The sequence below is a fragment of the Bdellovibrio svalbardensis genome (genome assembly GCF_029531655.1).
GTDB classification, from domain to species: Bacteria; Bdellovibrionota; Bdellovibrionia; order Bdellovibrionales; family Bdellovibrionaceae; genus Bdellovibrio; species Bdellovibrio svalbardensis.
The window spans coordinates 1,102,122-1,124,684 of the sequence record NZ_JANRMI010000001.1 but is presented as its reverse complement, the minus strand read 5'-3'; the positions used below and the strand labels follow the sequence as shown (position 1 = coordinate 1,124,684).

The following is a 22,563-nucleotide window of genomic DNA, read 5'->3' as shown; positions in this document are numbered from 1 at the left end:
TAATGAGATCTGTGGCCACGTGATGTGAGCCACAGAATCGACTCCACAAAGCCTAGTTATCTACATACGTTTCTTCACTGCGTCCTTTTATTCAAGCACACTTTGAATATGAACGCAGACAACAGAGCAATCCCGAACGTCATCCGATTAAGAAAAACCAACTCGACACCTGATTCCCAAAAAGAAGAACTTCGACATTTAATCGAAATGATTCTGAAAGATCTTGTGAGCTATCCCGAAGATATTCAGCTGACCTATGCAGATGGAGATCAAACCACAGTTTACACCTTGAATTGTCCACAGCGAGTGATTGGACAGGTTCTTGGTACACGCGGGAAAAACATCACCGGCATTCGAGTTCTGATGACTTCAATTTCATCGCGCAAAGGTTTCAGAGCTATTATTGAAGTGCCTCATTATCCTAATAAGTAAACAAAATTGAGAAAATCGAATAAGCCCTTCTCTTAAAGAAAGGCTTAATATGAGCTGCGCTCGTGTCGGCTGAAAGCCCTTTGATTATCAGCTCTTAAATTATAGCTAAGCCTCTAAATATTCTTTGTTAAAAAGCCGACAAGTACCGTACATGACTTACCGGCACGTACTTGCTTTATTCGTTCTTATATTGCTGCAAACCTCTATGGTGCTGGCGTCGCCTGCGTTGCTGACCTATCAAGGTCGCATCGTTAAAGACGATGGAACAGCTCTTGAGTATTCTGCGGTCTCTTTTATTTTTCAAATCACGGATCCTTCCGGCGCCTGTGTCATCTATCAAGAGCAAATTAACGGTTACAATATGGTGAACTCGAAAGGTGTATTCGATGTGCCTATCGGGCAAGGAACTGTCACCTATCCGACTTCAGGTTCATTCACTGTTTTAGACGCCTTTAAAAATGGCCAGGCCTTTGTGTGCCAAGGTGGCGCTCCCTACAATTCTGGCGCGAGTGATTCACGAAAACTGCGTGTACAATTTTATGATGGGGTTGGTTGGAAAACGATCTCGCCTGATTCAGTGATTCGTTCCGTGCCTTTTTCTGGCTACGCAGTCTCGGCCCAAAAACTTGGCGATCATGTTGCCGCCGACTTCTTAATAAAAGCGGGCTTGCCCACTTGTTCTGCGGGAACTTTTCTTGCCTGGAGTGGATCCAATTTAACCTGTGAATCTGTCGCTGGTGCTTCTGGTGGTACTGTTACGAATGTCACTTCAACAAGTGCTTACCTCACCGTCACCTCCGGAACGACGACACCGGCATTGACTGTCAATGTGGGAACAGCGGCCAACACGGTCGCTGCCGGAAATGATTCGCGTATCGTCAATGCTCTTCAAACTGGCGCGACTGCGGGCGGTGATCTTTCCGGATCCTATCCCAATCCAACAGTGGCAAAGATCAATGGCACAGCATTATCAATGTCAGCGCTTACTTCAGGTCAGGCCTTGAAATATGATGGCACGAACTGGATCAATGCCACTTTGGCTATCTCTGATATCGCAAATCTTACGACTCAGCTAAGCAACAAACTGGATCAAGCGAAAATGCCAGCGAACTGCGCTGCAAATCAAACACTCACGTTCTCCTCACCGACTGGTTTTTGGAATTGCTCTGACATTGCCATCACTGGGACTGCGTTTGGTTCACAAGCTGCGAATACGGTTTTGGCTGCTCCCAATGGAGCTGCTGGCAATCCTACGTTTAGAGCACTCACGACAGCGGATCTTCCTGCAAATGCCTATGACTCCACTTATTTTAAAAATAATGGAAACAGTTTTGGTGCGACGGCCACTTTGGGAACAAATGATAACAACTCCCTCGAAATCAAGACGAACAACACCACTCGTTTGACTGTCAATGCCAGTGGCAATGTCGGTGTTGGAACCTCTGGTCCAAGCGCTAAATTTGAAATTAGTAAATCTCCGACAGCGACAATTGATTTATTGTCCGTGGTTGACGTTGACTCAACAAGGAAGATTCGTATTACAAAAGACGCGCAAATTGTGGCAGAGTCCACTGCAAGTTCAAACAATGCTATTCGCTCTAGAATGAGTGGAGACACAAATGATCGTTTGGCGATCAGCGGCGGTGGAAGAATTTCGTTTGGCGATGGCACAAATCCTCCAGACACTTATATGGAGCGATTAGCATCAAGTGCTGGTCTTTCTATGATGGGTGGTAATGTTGGTATTGGAACAACTTCACCCTACGCTCTTTTAAGCTTATCCTCTAACAACAATGATACGACTATCGTAAGTCCGGACTACTCAAAAGACTTAATATTGCGTAACAACAACACCACTAACGGCGTCTACAATTCGATCGGATTTTTTAACTCATCAGGGCAAGTCGACAGTGGAATTATCGCAGTTCATAATAACGCTACGGGTACTTACAACTCGGGCTCACCTGCCACTAATAAAGACTCCGAATTGCAATTTCAAACTTCTGATCCAAATAATAATGGTGCTGTGTTAACGAGATTGACCATTAAAGGGAATGGCAGTGTCGGGATTGGAACGAATGCGCCGTCTGTGTCTCTTGATTTAGGCTCAAAAACAGACGCGATACTTTTGCCTAACGGAACCACTGCCCAACAGCCCGGCTCTCCTTCTAATGGGATGCTTCGCTACAACACGACGACAAACTTGGCAGAGGTTTATCAAAGTGGCGCGTGGGTCAGCTTAACTACATCGGCGGGTGGCTCGAATGTAACTACGAATGGATCAGGTGCCGTCACGATTTCTGCAGGTGGGACAAACCAAAATGTGACATTGCAAGCGTCGGGAACTGGTGTTGTGACATCCCCAAGTATTGTCACTATTACGAACTCCACGGCTTCAACGGCTCCCAATAATGGAGCACTCGTCGTCAGCGGTGGCGTTGGAGTCAGTGGTAACATCAATGCTGGTGGAAATATTTATTCAACTGGAAGTATTTCCTCTGACACAAGTCTTTATTCCCCAATAGTTTATGGCAGCACTGCTGCTAGCGGCACTTTAACTTTGGATTCCACCTCTCATGCAACCAAAGGAAATATTCTGCTGGCTCCAAACGGGGGCCAGATAGGAATTGGAACAACTACGCCAGCAAACAGAATTGATGTTGTTACGAATTCAGCAATTAACGAAGCTATCCGCATCACAAATAGCGATTCAACAAATCCGAATGCTCAGGCTTCTTTCCAAGCCTATAACGACAAAAATGGAATCATTATGGGAGTCCTTGGCTCTGCAAATACGCTGACTGGATATGGCGCTCCGGGAGATTCATATATATACAACGCCGGCGGAACCAGTGATGGCACGAAGAACTTAAATATCATCAATAACCAACCCTCTGGTAAGATTCGTTTCTATAACGGCAGCACTGCGAACGGCACAATAAGAATGATGATTGATTCAAATGGGAAAGTCGGTATCGGCAATTCAGCACCTCAAGCCTCATTGCATTTAAGCCCTACCAACACGGCAGGCACTCAAGAAGCTCTTCGAATTAGTGACCAGGGATCTGGCGCCAATGAAGGGGGCTGGATTCAATTCGACAGCTCAGGGAAACCAGATCAAGTTCGCATTGGTCAGCTTTCTGCAACCAACGGAAGTAACTTTGTTATTTCAACCAACTCGGCAAATGCTGGTACACCAACAGAACGTCTTCGTGTCGATCCAAATGGATTTGTTGGTCTTGGCAATTCGTCTCCAACTTATAAAATTGATATCTTGGGATCTGGATATGTCGCCAGTTCCATCAAGATGAAAAGAACTGATGTGACTGGCATTGGCCCGGGCACTGATTTCTATACCGCAGCTGATGCAACCGAATCTGCGACCTCCCAGACAGTCGCCAACAAGGGATTGGGACAACTTAATTTCTATGGCACAAATGAAACAGGCGCCTCTGCACCGAATCCTTCGGCCCGCATTTCCGCCTACACTTCAGAAAATACAACAACAACGACTACCGGCGGTTCACTGCGTTTCCAGACAACAACTACAGGTGCCAATGGCTTGACAGAAGTGATGCGTTTAATTGACGGCAAAGTTGGGATTGGAACATCAGCTCCCACAACATCTTTGGATATGGGCAATACTTTCTATTCAGGAACACCGACCACACTTGCCCAGCTCATTAATAAGGTTTCACTCTGGAATAATGGCGCAACACCCAATTATGGACTAGGCGTATCAACGGCTGCGTTAAATATTACTGCCGGTGAAGCTGCCGCTAGAATCGCGTTTCATACCGGAGGTGCCAATGAAAGAATGCGCATCGATTCTTCTGGTAACGTCGGTATCAATATCACCAATCCGACCAACAAACTTGATGTCGGAGGACTTTCGCAATCGGGCTCCTATTCCACCTCTGACGGCGCCCGATTTCACGAGGGAAACTTGGGCATTAATTTCGGCGGCAACGATGCCGGAACCTTTGGTTGGATCCAAGGTACCAATGCAGGCACCGGAGCAGCCAATATCGTGATGCAACGATTCGGCGGCAGCGTGGGTATTGGAACCACAACCCCTGGCTACAAGCTGGATGTTCAAGGTGGTGGTGTGAACGCCTCCGGTGGATACACTCAGACTTCAGATATTCGTTTGAAAACCAACGTTGAGTATCTTCAGTCTAAGGACTCACTCGAAAAAATTTCTTCGTTGCGCGGAATCCATTACGATTGGAAAGATCAAACCAAACTGGGCACGGATCGTCAGATTGGTCTGATCGCCCAGGACGTTGAGAAAGTTTTCCCAGAGGCTGTTAAAAAGAATTCTGAAGGCTTTCTGTCAGTGAGCTACTCAAACCTCGTGGCCCCAGTTATTGAAGCAATCAAGGAGCTATTTAAAAATTCTGAACATCAAGCGCGAGCGATTGCTTCGGTTCAAGCTGAAAATGAAAAACTGAAACAAGAGAATGCGGAGATCAAAGCTCGTTTAGAAAAAATCGAGAAAGTGCTCAACTCAAAAGATCTGAAATAGACGAGGACATGCGTCCAAATCACGATCAAAGACGAGAATATCAAATATGAATAGCGTCTCAAAATGGGTAAATAAAAGCTACTATGAGTTAACACCCCGGCCATGGCTAACTATGCCAATTGACAGCTATTTTTTGTGATTTCCCAACTCAAGGTGACAGCTAACAGTGCGACATGAGGGACATAGGTTGTTTACGAGACATCCTCTCACTCATCTCTTTCGCTTTACATTAACATTCTGTAATCTAAAGACATCAGATAAGGAGATCTCAATGTCTAGAGCCAAAAATAGCAAAACTAAAAAGGTGCCTACGACAATTTCACAGTATGAAGAGATGGAAACCGAAGCTTTCGGGGGACACTTCTTTGAAATACAATCAGGCTGTGTGGACCCACTAGATTCCTTCTTTCAAAAGATCAGCGAACAGCCGAACCAGCGCCATATGGCTCTCATTACGCTTCAATCTGACGACAAAGAATAGAATCAACCGAGTACTCTAAACAGGCTCCTTGTGCATTGGGAGCTCGATATAGAACCGACAGTACTTGTTTTCTTCGGACTCAAAGCGGATTGTACCACTATACTTTTTCAATATATCCGCACTCATGACCAGGCCCAATCCTGTCCCCTGCCCCGGCTCCTTCGTCGTAAAAAATGGCGTAAATATATTTTTCTTTTCAGCTTCGGGGATACCCAGTCCATTATCCTCGACGGTGATCCTCACTTGCTTGTCCAGAGTTTCGATTTGAATTTTCAAGAGAGCTTGCTGGATATTTTCTTTCCCCCACTTGCGCCATAGCGAATAGATCGAGTTGTCCATCAGATTCAAAATCACGCGCCGCAATTCTTCGATATCAACCTTCACATTCGCTGGTGTTCGCGAAGTTTTTAACTCCGCCGGCATTGCCACTTGATGCTGAATCTGAAAGGTCTTTAATAAAATCTGTAAACTTTCCGAGATGAGTTCATTCACATCTACAACCTCTGGCAATTTGGAATCCCGATGTGCTGACATAAGAATTGTTTTAATCAGCGAATCAATACGTTCCGAATGTTTAACAATCATGTCCGTGAACTCTCGGGCCTCTTTGACATCCACCTTTGAAGCGTCATCCGGCAGATAATAGTCTTTCAGGAACTGTGCTGAATTAAGTACGATGTTCAGGGGATTTTTAATTTCATGGGCGAGCCCCGTAGCCATGATTCCCAAACCAGCCATTTTCTCTTGCGCAATCATTTGATTCTGCATGATTTTGATTTCGCGAATGTTTTCTTCCAAAGCCTGGGTCCGCTCTTGAACGCGATCTTCAAGTTGAGTTTGTGCCGCGATGGCTTGTTCATACTCCAAAGCCAGAAGCTTAAAGCGGCGGCCAAAATAAACCGTCACCATGGCGGAAACGACAAAGAAGATTGAGGCCAACAGAATATAGTAGATCTTCCAATACTGAACAAACTGTCGAACGTCGGAACGAGGACTAAAGATCTGCACGCGCCAATCCAGACTCATCGGAAATCGAGGACTTTCAATCGGGGCCTCAATCAAGATTCCCTCGTCAGTCTTTTTAACATCCGCAAAGGATTCCTGAGTCCCATAGCCTGCGAGGACTTTCCCCGCGCCATCAATCACCCGAATAGCACTGGAGCCCATCCCGAGCTTTATAAATTTCCGATATTGCTCCTGCACTTCCAGAGTCAGCCAGTCTAACCGCGAGTGACTGACGATCACCCCCACGGGGCGATTGTTTTTGTATATCAATGCCGAGAACAAAGCGCGCACCGATTTGTCGTTGTAGATTTTGACAACTTCAGGATCAGACTCTTGAAGATAGAAAAAAGTCCCTTGAAGATTTCTGCCGCGATCCTCGGTAAAAATTCCCGCAACAGGTTTTGCAAACCAATCGGCATGCTTAACATCCATCGCTGAAAACATCGCAGGTGTAAGCTTTCCCCCCATAACGTCTTCACTGTTCACGGCAATAATCTGGCCCGTCATATCAACGACCATAATAAAGTCGTAAAGACGATACAGCCGGGCATACCTGTTCAAGAGTTCCACCAGACGCTTTTTCGAATTGGGCACATCCAGCGCCAAACTTGCGGCTTGTGCCATCGCTTGCACATCGCCGTAACGCTCAAAAAACTGCGAGCCGATCTGCTCACCGACGGACTGAGCCTGGGTTTTATACACTTTCTCAAGATTGTCCTCGATGGAGCGCGAAAATACAGAAAGAATGAACCAGGCCGAGGCACAGATTAGAAAAAAGAGAGATAAAATGAAAAATGATACAGTCAGAGCGAAACGGCTCTTTCGTTCCCTATTTCGTTCCATGAATAAATACTAACATCGCTGAGAATTAAAAATAATCTCCTTGCGAACAAGCTGTTATCAGACAACCATGTTTTATGAACGCCATATGAAACTCAAAGGACTTTCATGAGCTGGAAGCATTTCATTACATCGGTTCTGCCAATTCTGTTCTTTTTGACAAGCTCCTCCGCGCTGGCACAACAGAAAAGGATCAAGATCGCCTTGAGTGAGGACTACTATCCTTGGTCTTACGGACAGCTCAACAAGGTACAAGGCATGTCGGTGGATATCCTCAAAGAGATTCTGGAAAAACAGATGAACTATCAGGTCCAGTATGTGGGTCTTCCCTGGAGTCGCGCTCAGGAAGATGCCTTCCGGGGAAAATACGATGCCTTGTGCTCCATCGCCAGCGAGAAGCGGTTGAAGTTTATGAATGCGTCCAAGCACCCTGTCTTCCGAGGTATGGTAAGAGTTTACATTCGTAACACCCCCTCTGAACTGGCAAAAGTTAAGGGCATCCAAGACCTAAAATCCCTCACTCAGGCTCCACTTATTTTTAATATTTATGTTGGTGCCGGGTGGGCAGCAGATCATCTTCCTGCCAGCAAAATTGAATACTCCAGCAGTATTGAAAGCTCAATTCGAAAGCTAGTGGGAGGTCACGGCGATGTCGTTGTCGATAACAGTCTTGTCGTCAGGTATTATCTTAAGAAAATGAATCTCGAAGATAAGATCAAAGAGATTCCTATCTTTATCGACAACCTGGATTTCTATTTTTTAGTTAATAAAAATTCCAAGTTCAATGAGGACTTCGAAAAATTCAACAAGCTCTTTCTCGCCTTTTCCAAAACCAAGGCCTATCGGGATATTCTCAGCAAATATCCCAACTAGATTCCCATCTTCCTTATTTGCATCTTTGAATCAAAGACTCATTCACGTCATCTCCGCCATCGCCCACTGAAGAGAGAATTAACAAGTTCTCTCCTTGCCCCGTCCACCCGCGCCAAAGCTGCGAGCTCTCTGAAAGAAATTCCTCAGTAGACTCATCTTCGCTGTAAATTTTCTTTTGATTTTTATATCTATACCCAAAAACATTAAGTTGATCCGAGTACACAACGTCTGCAAGATTACTGACAATATTCACGACCCCTTCTGGATTTCCCATGTAGCAAGTTGCAAAGCCTGCCACATCCCCGGAGCCAGGAACTCGCCCCCATACTCGTCCCATGTTTTCATACTCAGCCCCTAAAGCCGAAAGCGACTTCGCGATGAAAGCATCCAAAGCTTTCACTTTTTGATACCCATTATCTGAATCGGAAATCTCGTAATACAACGGCAACAGCGGCATTCTCAATGCTTTCAGTTTTGTGTTGATCTCAGTTGCGGGAATCAGTCTGTCACCCTCAAGGACCAAAGGAATTCTTAATGTCGAGGCAAATACGTGGGGCCCTAAAAAGCCGGTGATCAAAGCCAAAATTAGTTTTTTCATACGGATCTCTTTCAGTCGGGAAGTTGTCTGCAAATGGATGAAGAGAGGTATAAAGGGCTATCATTCAAACATAAAAGGTATATTACGATAGTTATTATGTTAATAACACATAACATCTAAGACTTTCGCCTGAAGCGACGCTGAATTTCCCCATCCAGTCTTAGACATTCCTCCGAAATAACGCTAAGTTAGACGAATTGTCGAAAGGGCTACGAAATGCAAACGACTCTTGTAAAATCACTTTTTAGAGACACTGAAAAACATCTCGATAAAGAAGTTCAGCTTTCAGGCTGGGTCAGAAAAATTCGCGATCAAAAAAGCTTCGGCTTCATTGAACTCAATGACGGCAGTTTCTTTAAAGGGGTGCAGGTCGTTTTCGACAGCAATCTTTCAAACTTCGAAGAGATCGCGAAACTTTCTATCGCAAGCTCTGTTTATGTCACTGGCAAAGTGGTGAAATCGCAAGGTGCAGGCCAAACTTTCGAAGTGATCGCTTCCAAAGTTGAAGTTTATCAAAAGGCCTCTGCAGAATATCCGTTGCAAAACAAACGACATACTTTCGAGTTCTTGCGCGAAATCGCCCACATCAGACCGCGTGGAAACACCTTCTCTGCAGTCTTCCGTGTGCGCTCGGTTTTGTCCTATGCAATTCACAAATTTTTTCAAGAGCAAGGTTTCGTGAACGTTCACACTCCGATCATCACTGGGTCTGACGCTGAAGGTGCTGGTGAAATGTTCCGTGTTACAACTTTGAAGTTGGACAAACCGCCTCGCAATGCGGATGGAACAATTGATTCCACTCAAGACTTCTTCGGCAAAGAAACAAACCTTACGGTCAGCGGTCAGTTGAACGGTGAAACTTTCTGTGCGGCCTTTAGAAACATTTATACTTTTGGCCCAACCTTCCGCGCTGAAAACTCAAACACGTCTCGCCATGCAGCTGAGTTCTGGATGATTGAACCAGAAATCGCATTTGCCGATCTTTCTGCAAACATGGAATTGGGTGAAGCGATGATCAAATACATCATTCGCTACGTGATGGAGCAATGTCCGGAAGAAATGGAGTTCTTCAGTCAGTTTATTGAAAAAGGTCTTTTCGAGAAATTGAACAACGTCCTTAACAATGACTTTGGCAAAGTGACTTACACTGAAGCTGTCGAAATCTTGAAAAGATCCGGTAAGAAATTCGAATACCCAGTTGAATGGGGTATCGACTTGCAGTCTGAGCATGAAAGATTCTTGGCGGAAGAACATTTCAAAAAACCGGTCTTCGTGACTGATTATCCAAAAGAGATCAAAGCCTTCTATATGAAACTCAATCCGGATCAAAAGACCGTCAGAGCGATGGACTTGCTGGCTCCGGGCATTGGCGAGATCATCGGTGGCTCGCAAAGGGAAGACAATCTTGAGTTGCTGGAAGCGCGTATGAAGGAAGTGAACCTTCACCCTGAAGACTACTCATTCTATTTGGATCTGCGTCGCTATGGCAGCTTCCCGCACTCTGGCTTCGGTTTGGGCTTCGAGCGCATGTTGATGTACATCACCGGTATGACCAATATTCGTGACGTGATTCCGTTCCCTCGCACCCCTAAGAATGCTTTGTTCTAGATACTAAATGAGACGTTCCGTTTAAGCTTCTTAAACGGAACGTTCTATTTGCTCCACAAGTCTCCCCTGCTCGCTAAACGGTGAGCGTTATTCACCTTCAAGCGACCTTCATATTTGTAACTCTCGGATGCTGTTAAGTATCCGATAAGAACAGTATGAAAACCTGTACGTACCTGATGTCTCTTTTCATGCTCCTCTCTGGAGCCACATCCTTGGCTTCGCCGAGCGTCTTCACTTATCAAGGTCGGATTGTTCGCGACGATGGAACTCCGCTTGAATATAACAATGTCAGCTTTTCATTTTCGATCATGAACACATCAGGCAACTGTGTGCTCTACCGGGAACAGCGAGACAATATCAACATGCAAGGATCCAAAGGCGTCTTCGATGTGCCCATTGGATCTGGTGGCACAAAGCTATATCCTGCTTCTGCGACATTTAAGCTTCGCGATGCCTTTAATAACTCTGTTCTTCAGAACTGCGAAGGTGGCTCCACCTACACTCCTTCCGAGGGCGATGGTCGAGTACTCGCCGTTCAATTTCATGATGGCACCGGCTGGAAAGACATAACTCCTAATTCAGAACTCCGCTCTGTTCCCTACGCCTCTTTTGCCGATTCCGCAGCTAAACTGGGAGATAAACTTCCCACTGATTTTGTTGCAAAAACTGATCTAACAAGTTGTACAGCCGGCCAGTATCTTACTTATGATGTCTTCGCCGGATTTTCCTGCGCAACTGATGCTGGTGGCGCAGGCATGCTGAGTGATGTGAACGTCACGGCTCCCCTGACTAAATCTGGTGCCGCCTCATCTCCAACATTAGGTATCTCAGTGGGCACAGTCAGCGGCACCGTCGCCGCTGGCGACGACAATCGCTTCGGGAATGCACTGAAAATTCAATCCGTCGCAGTAGACGGCACCGCGCCCTCAACAGGCCAGGTATTAAAGTATGACGGTACAAAGTGGGCTCCTGGGGCAGACTCCTCAAACGTGGGAACAATAACTGGAATCACGGCTGGAACAGGCCTGAGTGGCGGCGGCACTTCCGGTACCGTTACGCTGAATCTTGCGAACACCGCCGTGACTCCTGCATCTTACACTCGCACTAATATTACGGTCGATGCTCAAGGCAGAATTACGGCGGCAGCCAACGGCGGTAATATCAATCTAACCTCTGAGGTGACAGGCACTTTACCTCTTGCCAATGGTGGGACTGGCACAACTTCATTCGCTGCCAATCGCTTGATTGCCAGCAATGGGACAGGGACAGCCCAACAGGCAATCTCATGCAGCTTAAATCAAATTTTAAGCTTTGATGCCTCGGGAAATTATGGTTGTTATTCTTTGAGTTCGTTATATTCGGGTTTTATCAATGGGGGAAACACCTTTGGTGCCACTTCAAATATCGGCAATAACGACAACTACGATTTGAATCTCAAAACAAATAATCTGACTCGCATGACAATCCAAAGCGGAGGCAATATTGGAATCGGCACAACGACGCCAAGCTCCGCTCTCGAGGTCAATGGAACCATCGCATCAATAGCATCAACGGCAACAACTGTCTCTGCGGGAACTCTTTATACAGGCAGCGCTTCTATAAGTAACTCCGCAGCATGGACCTTCAATTTTGCGATTCAAAATACGTCAGTAAATGGTTATTCCGGAAGTGTATTCACAGACTCTGCCGGAACCAATCAAGCAGCTATTGGCTATGCGAATCCTAGTGTGGGAATTTTACCGGATACAGTATTCTTCTCAAGTATGAACACCAAACCACTGGTCTTGGCCACGGGAAACATCGAACGAATTCGAGTGACTTCCACTGGCAATGTTGGGATCGGAACAAGTTCACCCGGATCGTCCTTGACCGTCGCTGGTACCATTGTCAGTACACCACCTTCGCCCATCACGGGGGCCACTGTAAACTTGGCGGCAGGCAATACACAAGTTTTGACTGCCGCAGGTGGGCCCGCAATTACATTAAATAATCTGTCTCACGGCGGAACCTACACATTGGTGATCCAAGATACCACTTCACGCACCTACACATTCACAGGATGCAACACCAGCAAATACTCTCCTCCGAACACAGCAACCACGACAGGAACTCCATCTATCTATGCCATTCTTTCTGTCTATAACGGCACCAACTATGATTGTTACATCACTTGGTCGACAGGATTTCAGTAGAGGGACTGTGAATATACTTAGTCAAAGAGTCTTAAAAAATCTGATTGCGTTTTTATTTGTGGGAGCATCCTCTGCACAAGCGCAAAACTTATTTTTTCGGGGACTCCTGACAGCTGATGCTCAAGAGTGCCGAAGTCTTTATAATCCGCAAACACCTGGCTATAACACCAATCTTGTCGCCCACTGGAAAATGGACGGTGCTGCTGGAGTAATCACCAATGGAGCCACTCTGAGCTCTGGCTTTACAGGCGGTCCTACGGCGACAGCGACTATTAGTTCCAACTCCCTCTCATACACCGCTTCTGGTATTATAAATCAAGGCATCACCGCTAACGGAACCTCCGCTGATTATATCAGCGCGGGAACACCTGCAGCGCTCGCCAATCTTTCTGCTGCAACCTGGATGATGTGGATTAAAGTGACTGCTGGGAGCGCGATAAAGCTATTCTATAAAAGCGACAACAACAGCTCTAACGGGTACTTTTTATTGATAGACAGCGATCGAAAACTGAAATTTGCGAAAGTACACAACGGTTCTAATCTGCAGAATTTTTCTTCCCCACTGGCCAGTGCTTATTTTTCAAATAGCTGGCACCAAATTGTAGTCACTTGGAATGGAACTTCAACAGGTACTGGCGCAAAACTCTACATGGATGGCAAAGAACTGGTTTACGACGTCGCGGATCCCCGATTCGACACGTCCAGCGGAAATGGCAGTTATGTTCAGAATGGCACTAGCGGTTTTGCGTCCGATGCAACCAGCCCCTTCATTCTGCTTGGCAGTCCAGCAAGTACGACAACAAATCCTGCCGCTGGCGCATTTTCTGGAACCATGGACGAGTTCGCTGTCTGGAATAGAGTTCTGAATTCGACAGAGATCGAGAAACTTTATCGTCACCAAAAGTGCAATTAAGACTTCGCAGTTATTTAACAGTGAAGCCTCTTTTGCGCGCCCAAAAGACCTCAATCGTTATATAAAAGAATCATGGATGCATTAAGGGATCGCCAAATCATCAATAATGCAATTTATGACCATCTTAATGAAAAGTGGTATGCCGCCCACGATCACCCCATCGCTGTACTCAGAGCCGAGTCCCGGGAAAAATTAAATTGGGCCTTGCCTCTTCTTTTAGAGAAAAATTCGAGAACAGTTTTGGATGTCGGTTGCGGCGCTGGTTTTGTCGCCAATTTTTTGGCGCAAAAGAATTTTCAACTCACCGGTTTGGATTTCTCTCAGCCTTCGCTGGATATTGCAAAGAAAATGGATCTCACTCATTCCGTTCGTTACATTCAAGGCGATGCCTATCACTTGCCTTTCGCAGAAAATTCTTTTGATGCCGTGATCGTTTTTGATTTTTTAGAACATGTTTCCGAGCCTCAGCTGGTTATTGCCGAAATCGCGCGCGTACTGAAGCCCGGTGGGCAAATGCTCTTTCATACTTTCGGCAGAAATTTCCTATCATGGATGATTGCCATCAAAGGCATGGAGTGGTTTGTGAAAAGCACTCCGCATGACCTTCATGTTATTTCCTTATTTATCAAACCCAAAGAAATCGAAAGCTATTGCCAACAAGCGGGAATGAAAGTCACCGGCTTTATCGGTATACGCCCGATTCTGAACCGTGCCTTCTTTAAGCTCCTCTATTCCGGTGTTGTCCCAGAGAATCTCGTCTTCAGACAGACGCCAATGAAGCTTCTGTCCTATTGCGGCCAGGCCATCAAAGAAACTTCACCAAGCAGGAATTAAGGACAAACAATAGACAGGGACTTTGTTTCAGAGCCCGCTTCCAGATTCACTCCATCTTGACTATAGGTCGAAGACGAAAAACCATTTTTGAATCGAACTGAAGCAATATAGTTTCCATCACAGGTTGAGATTGAAACCTGAGCTCCCTCAACCTCGTCTCTAAAGACATAGGACGCAAGATCTGACTGAGGATAGGTTTGCACCTGCAAATCAACAACCATCTGTCTGTGTCCCTGTTGGTCCTTGATATCGATAGTGCACTGAGGAAGACCCGCAGCGAGAGCCATTTTAGGTACGGTGAAAACACATCCAAGCAAAAGAGCTGACTTCAACGATTTCATAGAGATCTCCTTGCCGCGCAAACTATATCATTTTTGACAATTATAAAATTGGATTAATTTTAATTTAACTATAAGATTATATTATTATGAATGAACCCAATATCCATCACCTAAAATACTTTAGCTCCGCCGCAAAGCTGGGCAGTTTGGCGGCGGCGGCAAAGGCCTGCAACGTCAGTCAGCCTGCGATCAGCCAGGGAATTCGCAAGTTAGAGGAAACTCTGGGCTGCGAGCTGATGATTCATACCAAAAATCGTTTTAAACTCACCGATGAGGGCAAGCTCCTGGTCGGCCGAGCTGAAGAAATTTTTAAAACTCTGACCAGTATACGCAGCGATATAGACGGCTCTCTGAAGGAACTTTCCGGGACTGTCAAAATCGCCACGGCGGATACATTGGCACAAAGCCTTCTGCCAAAGTCCCTCCAGAAGCTTCGCCACAAACATCCTCTGCTTTCAGCCGAAATCAACTTCGGCGACGTGCCTGCCATCTTAGAACAGGTGCGTTCGGGCCAAGTTGATCTGGGCATTATCGTAGATGATGGAAGAGTTCAAGGCGTTCATAAGTCCATTCTCCACGAAGGAGTATTCGTCTGCGCTGCGGGAAAAAATCAAAAGGTTTCGGGCGAGAGCGCCTCCTTCCTGGCCACCAAAGAAAGCCCCGGTGTTGATGAACTGCAAAAGATCTTTAAAAAGAAATTCGGAAAACCAGCCACAATCGCAATGCAGGTCGAAAGCTGGGAAGTGATCGCGAAGTTCTGCACTTTGGGAATGGGTGTAGGATTTCTGCCTGATCTTCTTTTGAAGAACTGGGACAACCTTCGTCCTCTGGATGAATTTAAAGAATTGGCGTCCAAACAAAAATATCGCGTTCTATTGATTCATCAAGGCGATCATCAACTCACAAGACAAGCAAAAGCTTTTGTTGATCTTCTGCTGTGATGTCATCTGGATCAGATCTTAAATAGGAAACAGAATTCATGAAGCTATTAGAAATCTTTCTTATCTTTTTGCGCTTAGGCCTGACCTCTTTTGGAGGACCGATTGCTCATCTGGGATATTTTCACAATGAGTTTGTAAATCGCCGCAAATGGATTCACGAAGAAGCCTATGCCGAGCTGGTAGCTATTTGCCAATTCCTTCCCGGTCCCGCAAGCAGCCAAGTCGGCATGGCGATTGGCTTGAACAGAGCTGGCTTGCTCGGAGCCATCGTCGCGTGGATTGGTTTCACCCTGCCCTCTGCCATTTTGCTGGTGCTCTTTGCTTTTGGTATTTCTCATTTTTCGGGGAGTCTTGATTCCGGATGGCTTCATTCCCTAAAGGTGATCGCTGTCGCCGTGGTTGCCCAAGCGATTTGGGCCATGGGCACAAAACTTTGTCCTGACAAAGAACGCCTGGGTATCGCCTTGCTTGCCTGCGCAGCCACCAGTGCGTTTCCATCAGCTTGGATACAACTGATCACTCTGGCCGTCGCCGGAATTCTTGCTGCATTTTTCTTTAAAAAATCGACAGCACTTCCTCACACTCCCATGCCAGCAGTCCTTTCCAAGAAAGTGGGCGCCACTCTTTTGACTTTGTTTTTTTCACTCTTGGTGTTGTTGCCAATGGCTGCGAAGTTCAGCCAAGCTCAAGGTCTTAAGTTATTTGAGAGCTTTTATCGAGCCGGATCTTTAGTTTTCGGTGGGGGCCATGTTGTCCTTCCGCTGCTACAGTCTGAAGTGGTGCCAACAGGTTGGGTTTCAGACAGCGCCTTTATGGCGGGATACGGAGCGGCTCAGGCAATTCCCGGCCCGCTCTTCTCATTCTCTGCCTATCTTGGAGCGATTTCGAATGTTCCACCGAATGGCTGGCTGGGAGCTTTGATTTGTTTGCTTGCGGCATTCCTGCCGGCATTTCTGCTAATCTTGGGCACTCTCCCCTTCTGGGAACAACTTCGCAAAATTGAAAAAATGCGCCTTGCCATGTTGGGTATCAATGCTGCTGTCGTAGGCCTTCTTCTTTCTGCTTTCATTCATCCCGTGTGGAGTAGTGGAATACTAAACCTCAAGGACTTTCTTTTAGCCCTATCTGCCTTCCTTTTGCTGACCTTGGCAAAAGCCCCTTCATGGCTGGTCGTTCTGCTGGGGGTTCTTGCAGGATTGGTTATTCCTGGATATTAGGCCCAGTTGATTCTGATTTTTTTCCTAGTCAAAGCACTAGAAGCTACAGCTAGACTGTAGCTTCACATATGTCCCTCCACATAATCTATCCCTTCAATTGCAAAGCGTTCATCTACTCAAACAAAGCAAAGTGTAGAGAGCGCGAATGAAGGGATACTGAGTGATTAGATTAATTTTGATGACTGCGCTGATAGCTTTTGCGACTTCAAGTTCCTACGCACAAGCTCCCCACGAACACGACTCTCAAGATTCATCAGAAATCACAGAACAGGACTTTCAGGCTCTGGGCTGCTTGAAAGCCAACAGCAATCAACGCTATCAAGTTGATCTCGGCAACGATAAAAAAAATGATTTTCTAAGTTTGTGTGCGAAAGAAACCAACAACTCCGCTTGGTGTGCGCAACTGGTTCGTCCCAATGAAAATAGTTATAATGCCTTCAAGTGCACTTACGGCTCCAATCAAATTCATCAACTCATCCATCCTGATGAAGCCACCTGGAAATATCCCATCGAAGGAGTTCGAGTCATTCAGGATCTTCAGGCCAAAGGTTTGAAAGTCTGCCAGATCTATAACTGGTGGAGACCAGAACCCTATAATAAGAATGTCCATGGGGCCGCAGGACGCCATCCCTTTGGGACTGCGATAGACGTAAGATTCTGCACCAACGGAGATGCAGATCGCGCCTTCAAAGAACTTTGCAAAATGCGCGCGGCAAAAAGAATCAGAGCCATCGGCCACTACGGAAGCGCCTCTTTGCATATTGGTGTGGGCGACAAAACTGCAAATACCTGGGGAAAAAGCTGTATTTAAAAATTTCACAGTTTGTGAATAAAAAGAGAAAGGCCGCACAGGCCATTCACAGGCCCTTCTCTTAAAAATCAAAGAACTAATGAGCCACTCGGCCTTTGAATTTATTCTCAAAAATTGAGTACAAGGTCGGCAGAACAATCAGCGTAAGAATCGTCGAAGAAACAATCCCTCCGATAACCACCGAAGCCAGAGGCCTTTGCACTTCAGCTCCGATTCCCGTGGATAGCATCATTGGCAAGAAGCCAAAGATCGCCACCAAGGCTGTCATGAGCACAGGTCGCAAGCGCACCAGCGTCCCCTTCAGCACCAACTCTTTTCCAGTCAATCCTTGCGTCTTCAATTGATTGAAGTAATTCACCAAGACCACGCCGTTCAGTACGGCAATTCCAGACAAGGCAATAAAGCCCACACCGGCAGAGATACTAAACGGCAAACCATTCGCGATCAGTCCCAGAACACCGCCCACCAGGGCGAAAGGGATGCAAGCGAAGATCAGCATAGTTTGACCAATACTTCTAAAGGCAGCGTAAATCATCAAGAGCACAAGCACCAACGCAATAGGCGTTAACACCATCAATCGGCTTCTCGCCTCCTGAAGATTTTTGAAGTTCCCACCCCATTGCATGTAGTACCCTTGTGGCAATTTGATTTCTTGCTCAACCACTTTCTGCGCTTCATTCACAAAGCTTTCAGTGTCCCGGCCACGTAAATTGATTAACACGGCCGATCTTCTGTTTGAATCCTCTCGATTGATCGAGCTAAAAGTTTCTGAAAATTCAGAGGTCGCCAAGTTCGCAAGCGGCGTGGTCGTATTAGTTCCCAATCCGACTGGAAGATTTCTGATTGTGCTTAAGTCAGAACGTTCTTCATCACTCAGGCGGACCACTATTGGAAACTTTCTTTCATTCTCATAAAGAAAGCCACTTTCCTGACCTCCCAAGGCGATTGAGATAGTGCTCATCACATCCGACTCATTCGCGCCATACTTTCTAATCGCCTCTTCCTTGGGCTTAACTCGCAAAACTGGGCTCGTGCCAGCAAGATCGACTTCGACGTCTCCCGCGCCAGGTACCTTCGCCACGATTTCTTGAACTTTCTTGGCCAGATCCATATTCACTTGCAAATCCGGCCCAAAGATTTTCACCGAAACGTCCGCTCTGGTTCCTTCCAAAAGCTCATTGAAGCGCATTTGAATAGGCTGAGAGGCCAAATAGTTTTGTCCAGGAAGTTCCTTTTCAAGACGAGCTACCAAAGCATTCACCAAGGTTTCATAGCTGTGTCTTTGACCTTCATTCGACTTCGGCCAGTCCGACCGCTCTTTCAGCATGATGTAGGTGTCAGATATATTCACACCCATCGGATCCGTTGCGACCTCGCTTGTTCCTATGCGAGAGAAAACCTTATCCACCTCAGGGAAGTCTTTCACAATTTGATCGGCCTTCAACTGGAAAGCGATCGATTGATCCAGGCTCAGATTCACAGGGCGAATCATATGAAACGCAAACGATCCTTCACTCAGTTGTGGCAAAAACTCAGCTCCTCGGCTCGCAAATAGAACGGCCCCGACGATAACGGCAGAGCCGGCCATCACCAGAGTCGCCAAACGGTGCCTAAAGGTCAGATTGAACAACGGAGTGTAGACCTTGCGTATCCACTGCATGACTTGAGGTTCTTTATCTTCAGCGTTGCCCTTTAAAATGAGAGATGCCAAAGCCGGAGCTGTCGTAAACGACAAAATCAAAGCCGAAGCCACGGCAATGGCAAAGGTCGCAGCCATCGGTGTAAACATTTTCCCTTCAACGCCAGTCAAGGCAAAGATTGGAAGGAAAACCACGACAACAATCAACTCACCAAATCCCGCCGCAACACGAACTTCGACAGCGGCTTCATAAACCGCCGCTTGCACTTCTTCCGGGCTCAACTTTCTTCCCAGGGCCTTGCTTCTTTCATGCACATAGCGCACACAATTGTCGATTAAGATCACGGTGCCATCGACAATGATCCCAAAATCCAAAGCACCAAGACTCATAAGATTTCCCGACAACCCCAGTGGCTTCATCACCAGAAAGGTTGCCAAAAGAGACAGCGGAATAGTGATCGCAGTAATGACGGCCGCGCGAATATTGCCAATGAGCAGAAACAAAATCACGATGACCAGAGTCGCACCCAAAATCAAATTGTGTTCGACAGTTCCCAAGGTTGAATCAACCAGGTCCGAACGGTTGTAGACCGTCGTCATCTCCATCCCGGCAGGAAGTGTCTTTCTAACCTCATCGACTTTGTCTTTAACTCGGGTTGCAACAGTTCGACTGTTCTCCCCTAACAACATCATCACGGTGCCCAACACGGTCTCTTGTCCGTTGTATGTTGCGGCTCCGGTTCGAAGCTCCTTGCCCAATCTGACCTTGGCTATATCACCGACTCGAATGACACGGAATGAATCCAACTGCTTAACTGGAACTTTCTCAATGTCCTTTGCTGTCTTGAAAAGCCCCACACCTTGAACAAGAAACTGCTCTGCGGTTTGTGCAATATATCCACCACCAACATTGCGATTTACTTTTTCCAGCGCTGTGACAATTTCTTCGAAATGAATCCCATAAGACGCCATTTTTTTAATGTCAGGTTGAACATGATATTGCTTCTCATAGCCCCCTGTGGTGTTAATCTCAGCCACTCCCTCCACGGTTAACAAACGCGGTTTGATGAACCAATCCTGCAACGCTTTGACTTCCATCAATTGCTTTAAACGTTCTTGAGAGTCCGTAGCAGGCTTTTCATAATCCAACGTGTACTGGAAGATCTCACCCAGTCCTGTAGAGATCGGTCCTAATTTGGCCTCGGCCCCTTTGGGCAGTTCGGCTAAAACTCCTTGCAGACGTTCTGTGACCATCTGCCTTGCGCGATAAACATCTACGGCATCTTTAAAGACCACTGTCACCTGTGACAAACCAAAGCGAGTGATTGATCTTACTTGCAAAACCCCAGCGATGCCTCGCATGGAGGATTCGATCGGATAGGTTATGGATCTCTCGATCTCTTCCGGCGCCAGACCCTCGATCGTCGTATTGATTTGAACTTGGTTGTTGGTAATATCTGGAACTGCATCAATGGGCAAATGCTGGAATGAATAAACGCCTGCAATTGCGACCATCACGGTAAAAAGCAGAACCAGGGCTCGATTATAGACTGAAAAATGTATTATTTTGTTAATCATACTAATGACTGTGCCCTTCTGGAGCGCCACCGAATGCAGTTATTTCTGCCGTTCTTAAAAAGCCAACACCAGTCATCACAACAGCGTCACCCTTTACTAGATCTTTGGAATTTACCTTCAGCGAAGATCCACTTTTCGAAATCAAATTAAAATCAATCCGCTTGTAGAAACCATTTCTCAATCTGTAAATATTGACTTCTTCTCCAGCAGTCAAAATGGCGCTGCTAGGAATCTCCCACGGAGCCGCTCCGGAAAGAATCTGGGTTTTTAATTCAAAGTTTTTGATCGCCTCTGAAGACAGTTTAACTCCATCGTGTTCATCTGCTTCTGTAATTCCTTTGTCAGGTCCTACGCTGGAGTTTACTTCCTCATGGCTCTCCGCATGCTCAGTGTCTGCCAAGGACGTCCCCGCTGTTATACACATTCCAATTGCCAAAATTAATTTTGCCTTCATAAGCCCAACTCCACATTCGCGCCATCGATTATTTGAATATCAAAAATAGCTTCAACCGCTTTGAGTTCTCTCAGATTTCGGGTTTTCTCGAACTCCACCAAAGAACGATGGACCTCAATCACCAAAGAGCTGGGAACCAATCCTTTGACAAACATACTCTCAACTTTTTTGTGCTTGTTTTCCAAGACATGTGCATTAGAGGTTTCCTGCAAAGCCTTCGCTGACTTTTTGTAAATCTCGACCAAAAATGCGCGACGTTCTCTCAGCTCTTGCTCCGCAAGTTCGCGGCGAGTTTGCGAAGAACGAACCGTGGCATTTGCTGCGGCTTTCTCTCCTTGATTAAGACTCAATACAGGCAATGGCATACTTAAGCTCAAACCCCATTGCTGAATGTCTTGCCCTGCTTCCTTGGAGAATTTCGCGGCCGGCCCCACATTTAAAGTCGGCCAGGCATCACCCTGTGCCCGATCTAATTCCGCACGGGCGACCTTTATGTCAGCATCATAAGTTAGCAACAGAGGCGAATTCCTGAGATCGCTATTTTCGGCAGGTGTTTTCGTCAAGTTAATCATCAGATTAGGCATACGTGCCGGCATAACTTTTCGTATCGCTCCGAGATCCTGACCCGTCGAAATCCTGAAGAAGGATGCCAGCTGAGAAAGCTCCTCATCATATTCCATGCGCTTAAAACTATAGTCATCTTTAGCAATACGGAATACCGTCAGCGTCACCTCTTGCTCCGGGCTGAGCGCAGGACGCCCTTCATACTGTTTGACCAACTTGCCAAAGGCCTCGGCGGACTCGTTGACCAGATCCAATTCGCTGTCAATTTGCCGAAGTCGAAGAACTTTTAATAATACATTTTTTCTTACTTCCGCTGTGGCATTAAAAAGTTCCAGCTCAGCACGGGAAGCCGCTCCGGAGGCCACATCTTTTCTGGCGCGCCTCTTCCCCCCTAATTCAACCGGGAAAAGTAAGGAAAGATTTGTTTCGGATCGAGTTTCAGACTGAACAGTTCCAGACAGCGCATCCGCAGAAAGTTCAGGATTTAACAACTGACCGGCGGCCTCAACGGAAGCCTGCTTTTGTTTCACTTCCAACTGTGCTTTGATCACTTCAGGAGAGCGACTCTCTGCACAGGAAATCACTTGTTTAAGATTCGACAAGACACCACATGATTCCGCCCCTTCTGCCCAAGCAGAAGACGCCATTAAAATCATAGGTATCACTTTTGCCTTTAAAGACATAGGTACACCTTTTTTAAAATTCACTCCGACC

Annotated in this window: 17 protein-coding genes; 11 read left to right on the top strand and 6 right to left on the bottom strand. The window is 46.3% G+C overall.

All coding sequences use genetic code 11. The features are described 5' to 3' along the window. Positions 1 to 108: 108 nt before the first annotated feature. The 3 genes from NWE73_RS05350 to NWE73_RS05340 all read left to right on the top strand — a co-directional run bounded on the left by NWE73_RS05350 (position 109) and on the right by NWE73_RS05340 (position 5,441). On the top strand, positions 109 to 432 hold the full coding sequence (locus NWE73_RS05350; RefSeq protein WP_277577248.1) for a KH domain-containing protein: 324 nt from the start codon (positions 109 to 111) through the stop codon (positions 430 to 432). A 151-nt stretch (positions 433 to 583) separates the two neighbouring features. After that, positions 584 to 4,960 (top strand): tail fiber domain-containing protein, encoded by a 4,377-nt coding sequence (locus NWE73_RS05345; RefSeq protein ID WP_277577247.1) that lies wholly within the window; start codon positions 584 to 586, stop codon positions 4,958 to 4,960. A 271-nt stretch (positions 4,961 to 5,231) separates the two neighbouring features. Beyond that, positions 5,232 to 5,441, top strand: a complete 210-nt coding sequence (locus NWE73_RS05340; protein ID WP_277577246.1) for a hypothetical protein — start codon at positions 5,232 to 5,234, stop codon at positions 5,439 to 5,441. Between the two features lie 15 nt (positions 5,442 to 5,456). Here NWE73_RS05340 and NWE73_RS05335 read toward each other — a convergent pair whose 3' ends face one another. Further along, positions 5,457 to 7,289, bottom strand: a complete 1,833-nt coding sequence (locus NWE73_RS05335; RefSeq protein WP_277577245.1) for a sensor histidine kinase — start codon at positions 7,287 to 7,289, stop codon at positions 5,457 to 5,459. 105 nt (positions 7,290 to 7,394) lie between these two features. Between NWE73_RS05335 and NWE73_RS05330 the strand changes: the two genes are divergently transcribed. Continuing rightward, positions 7,395 to 8,159, top strand: coding sequence for a substrate-binding periplasmic protein (locus tag NWE73_RS05330; protein ID WP_277577244.1), 765 nt, complete (start codon positions 7,395 to 7,397; stop codon positions 8,157 to 8,159). Positions 8,160 to 8,172: 13 nt separating this feature from the next. On the opposite strand, the gene NWE73_RS05325 is transcribed toward NWE73_RS05330, so the two are convergent. Beyond that, positions 8,173 to 8,757, bottom strand: coding sequence for a hypothetical protein (locus NWE73_RS05325; protein ID WP_277577243.1), 585 nt, complete (start codon positions 8,755 to 8,757; stop codon positions 8,173 to 8,175). A 216-nt stretch (positions 8,758 to 8,973) separates the two neighbouring features. On the opposite strand from NWE73_RS05325, the gene asnS reads away from it, so the two are divergent. The 4 genes from asnS (at position 8,974) to ubiG (ending at position 14,304) form a co-directional block, all read left to right on the top strand. Then, complete coding sequence (gene asnS, locus NWE73_RS05320) at positions 8,974 to 10,365, top strand: asparagine--tRNA ligase (RefSeq protein WP_277577242.1); 1,392 nt, start codon at positions 8,974 to 8,976, stop codon at positions 10,363 to 10,365. Positions 10,366 to 10,520: 155 nt separating this feature from the next. Then, positions 10,521 to 12,557, top strand: a complete 2,037-nt coding sequence (locus tag NWE73_RS05315) for a hypothetical protein (RefSeq protein ID WP_277577241.1) — start codon at positions 10,521 to 10,523, stop codon at positions 12,555 to 12,557. Positions 12,558 to 12,564: 7 nt separating this feature from the next. Further along, positions 12,565 to 13,470, top strand: a complete 906-nt coding sequence (locus tag NWE73_RS05310; RefSeq protein WP_277577240.1) for a LamG domain-containing protein — start codon at positions 12,565 to 12,567, stop codon at positions 13,468 to 13,470. Between the two features lie 72 nt (positions 13,471 to 13,542). Beyond that, entirely contained in the window at positions 13,543 to 14,304 is a 762-nt protein-coding gene (gene ubiG, locus NWE73_RS05305) for a bifunctional 2-polyprenyl-6-hydroxyphenol methylase/3-demethylubiquinol 3-O-methyltransferase UbiG (RefSeq protein ID WP_277577239.1), read from the top strand. Here ubiG and NWE73_RS05300 read toward each other — a convergent pair. Next, positions 14,301 to 14,645, bottom strand: a complete 345-nt coding sequence (locus tag NWE73_RS05300) for a hypothetical protein (RefSeq protein WP_277577238.1) — start codon at positions 14,643 to 14,645, stop codon at positions 14,301 to 14,303. The two genes, ubiG and NWE73_RS05300, sit on opposite strands and share 4 nt — an antisense overlap. An 86-nt stretch (positions 14,646 to 14,731) precedes the next feature. On the opposite strand from NWE73_RS05300, the gene NWE73_RS05295 reads away from it, so the two are divergent. The 3 genes from NWE73_RS05295 to NWE73_RS05285 all read left to right on the top strand — a co-directional run bounded on the left by NWE73_RS05295 (position 14,732) and on the right by NWE73_RS05285 (position 17,614). Further along, positions 14,732 to 15,586 (top strand): LysR family transcriptional regulator, encoded by an 855-nt coding sequence (locus NWE73_RS05295; RefSeq protein ID WP_277577237.1) that lies wholly within the window; start codon positions 14,732 to 14,734, stop codon positions 15,584 to 15,586. A 38-nt stretch (positions 15,587 to 15,624) separates the two neighbouring features. Continuing rightward, a complete protein-coding gene (chrA, locus tag NWE73_RS05290; protein WP_277577236.1) occupies positions 15,625 to 16,803 on the top strand; it encodes a chromate efflux transporter in 1,179 nt (392 codons plus the stop codon). A gap of 160 nt (positions 16,804 to 16,963) precedes the next feature. Beyond that, the gene (locus NWE73_RS05285) at positions 16,964 to 17,614 is read left to right on the top strand and encodes a hypothetical protein (protein ID WP_277577235.1); all 651 of its coding nucleotides are present in this window, start codon (positions 16,964 to 16,966) and stop codon (positions 17,612 to 17,614) included. A 76-nt stretch (positions 17,615 to 17,690) separates the two neighbouring features. Here the strand turns inward: NWE73_RS05285 and NWE73_RS05280 are convergent, their stop codons facing one another. The 3 genes from NWE73_RS05280 to NWE73_RS05270 are packed head-to-tail and all read right to left on the bottom strand — an operon-like array spanning position 17,691 to position 22,532. Then, on the bottom strand, positions 17,691 to 20,831 hold the full coding sequence (locus NWE73_RS05280; protein ID WP_277577234.1) for an efflux RND transporter permease subunit: 3,141 nt from the start codon (positions 20,829 to 20,831) through the stop codon (positions 17,691 to 17,693). 1 nt (position 20,832) lies between these two features. Continuing rightward, positions 20,833 to 21,285, bottom strand: a complete 453-nt coding sequence (locus tag NWE73_RS05275; RefSeq protein WP_277577233.1) for a hypothetical protein — start codon at positions 21,283 to 21,285, stop codon at positions 20,833 to 20,835. Continuing rightward, a complete protein-coding gene (locus tag NWE73_RS05270; protein WP_277577232.1) occupies positions 21,282 to 22,532 on the bottom strand; it encodes a TolC family protein in 1,251 nt (416 codons plus the stop codon). The genes NWE73_RS05275 and NWE73_RS05270 overlap by 4 nt, the downstream gene beginning before the upstream one ends. Positions 22,533 to 22,563: the final 31 nt, after the last annotated feature.

What these genes read in the sequence shown, in the direction of transcription:
- NWE73_RS05350 (WP_277577248.1), top strand. Translation starts at nt 109, where the DNA reads ATGAACGCAGACAACAGAGCAATCCCGAACGTCATCCGATTAAGAAAA.
- NWE73_RS05345 (WP_277577247.1), top strand. Translation starts at nt 584, where the DNA reads ATGACTTACCGGCACGTACTTGCTTTATTCGTTCTTATATTGCTGCAA.
- NWE73_RS05340 (WP_277577246.1), top strand. Translation starts at nt 5,232, where the DNA reads ATGTCTAGAGCCAAAAATAGCAAAACTAAAAAGGTGCCTACGACAATT.
- NWE73_RS05335 (WP_277577245.1), bottom strand. Translation starts at nt 7,289, where the DNA reads ATGGAACGAAATAGGGAACGAAAGAGCCGTTTCGCTCTGACTGTATCA.
- NWE73_RS05330 (WP_277577244.1), top strand. Translation starts at nt 7,395, where the DNA reads ATGAGCTGGAAGCATTTCATTACATCGGTTCTGCCAATTCTGTTCTTT.
- NWE73_RS05325 (WP_277577243.1), bottom strand. Translation starts at nt 8,757, where the DNA reads ATGAAAAAACTAATTTTGGCTTTGATCACCGGCTTTTTAGGGCCCCAC.
- asnS (WP_277577242.1), top strand. Translation starts at nt 8,974, where the DNA reads ATGCAAACGACTCTTGTAAAATCACTTTTTAGAGACACTGAAAAACAT.
- NWE73_RS05315 (WP_277577241.1), top strand. Translation starts at nt 10,521, where the DNA reads ATGAAAACCTGTACGTACCTGATGTCTCTTTTCATGCTCCTCTCTGGA.
- ubiG (WP_277577239.1), top strand. Translation starts at nt 13,543, where the DNA reads ATGGATGCATTAAGGGATCGCCAAATCATCAATAATGCAATTTATGAC.
- NWE73_RS05300 (WP_277577238.1), bottom strand. Translation starts at nt 14,645, where the DNA reads ATGAAATCGTTGAAGTCAGCTCTTTTGCTTGGATGTGTTTTCACCGTA.
- NWE73_RS05295 (WP_277577237.1), top strand. Translation starts at nt 14,732, where the DNA reads ATGAATGAACCCAATATCCATCACCTAAAATACTTTAGCTCCGCCGCA.
- chrA (WP_277577236.1), top strand. Translation starts at nt 15,625, where the DNA reads ATGAAGCTATTAGAAATCTTTCTTATCTTTTTGCGCTTAGGCCTGACC.
- NWE73_RS05280 (WP_277577234.1), bottom strand. Translation starts at nt 20,831, where the DNA reads ATGATTAACAAAATAATACATTTTTCAGTCTATAATCGAGCCCTGGTT.
- NWE73_RS05275 (WP_277577233.1), bottom strand. Translation starts at nt 21,285, where the DNA reads ATGAAGGCAAAATTAATTTTGGCAATTGGAATGTGTATAACAGCGGGG.
- NWE73_RS05270 (WP_277577232.1), bottom strand. Translation starts at nt 22,532, where the DNA reads ATGTCTTTAAAGGCAAAAGTGATACCTATGATTTTAATGGCGTCTTCT.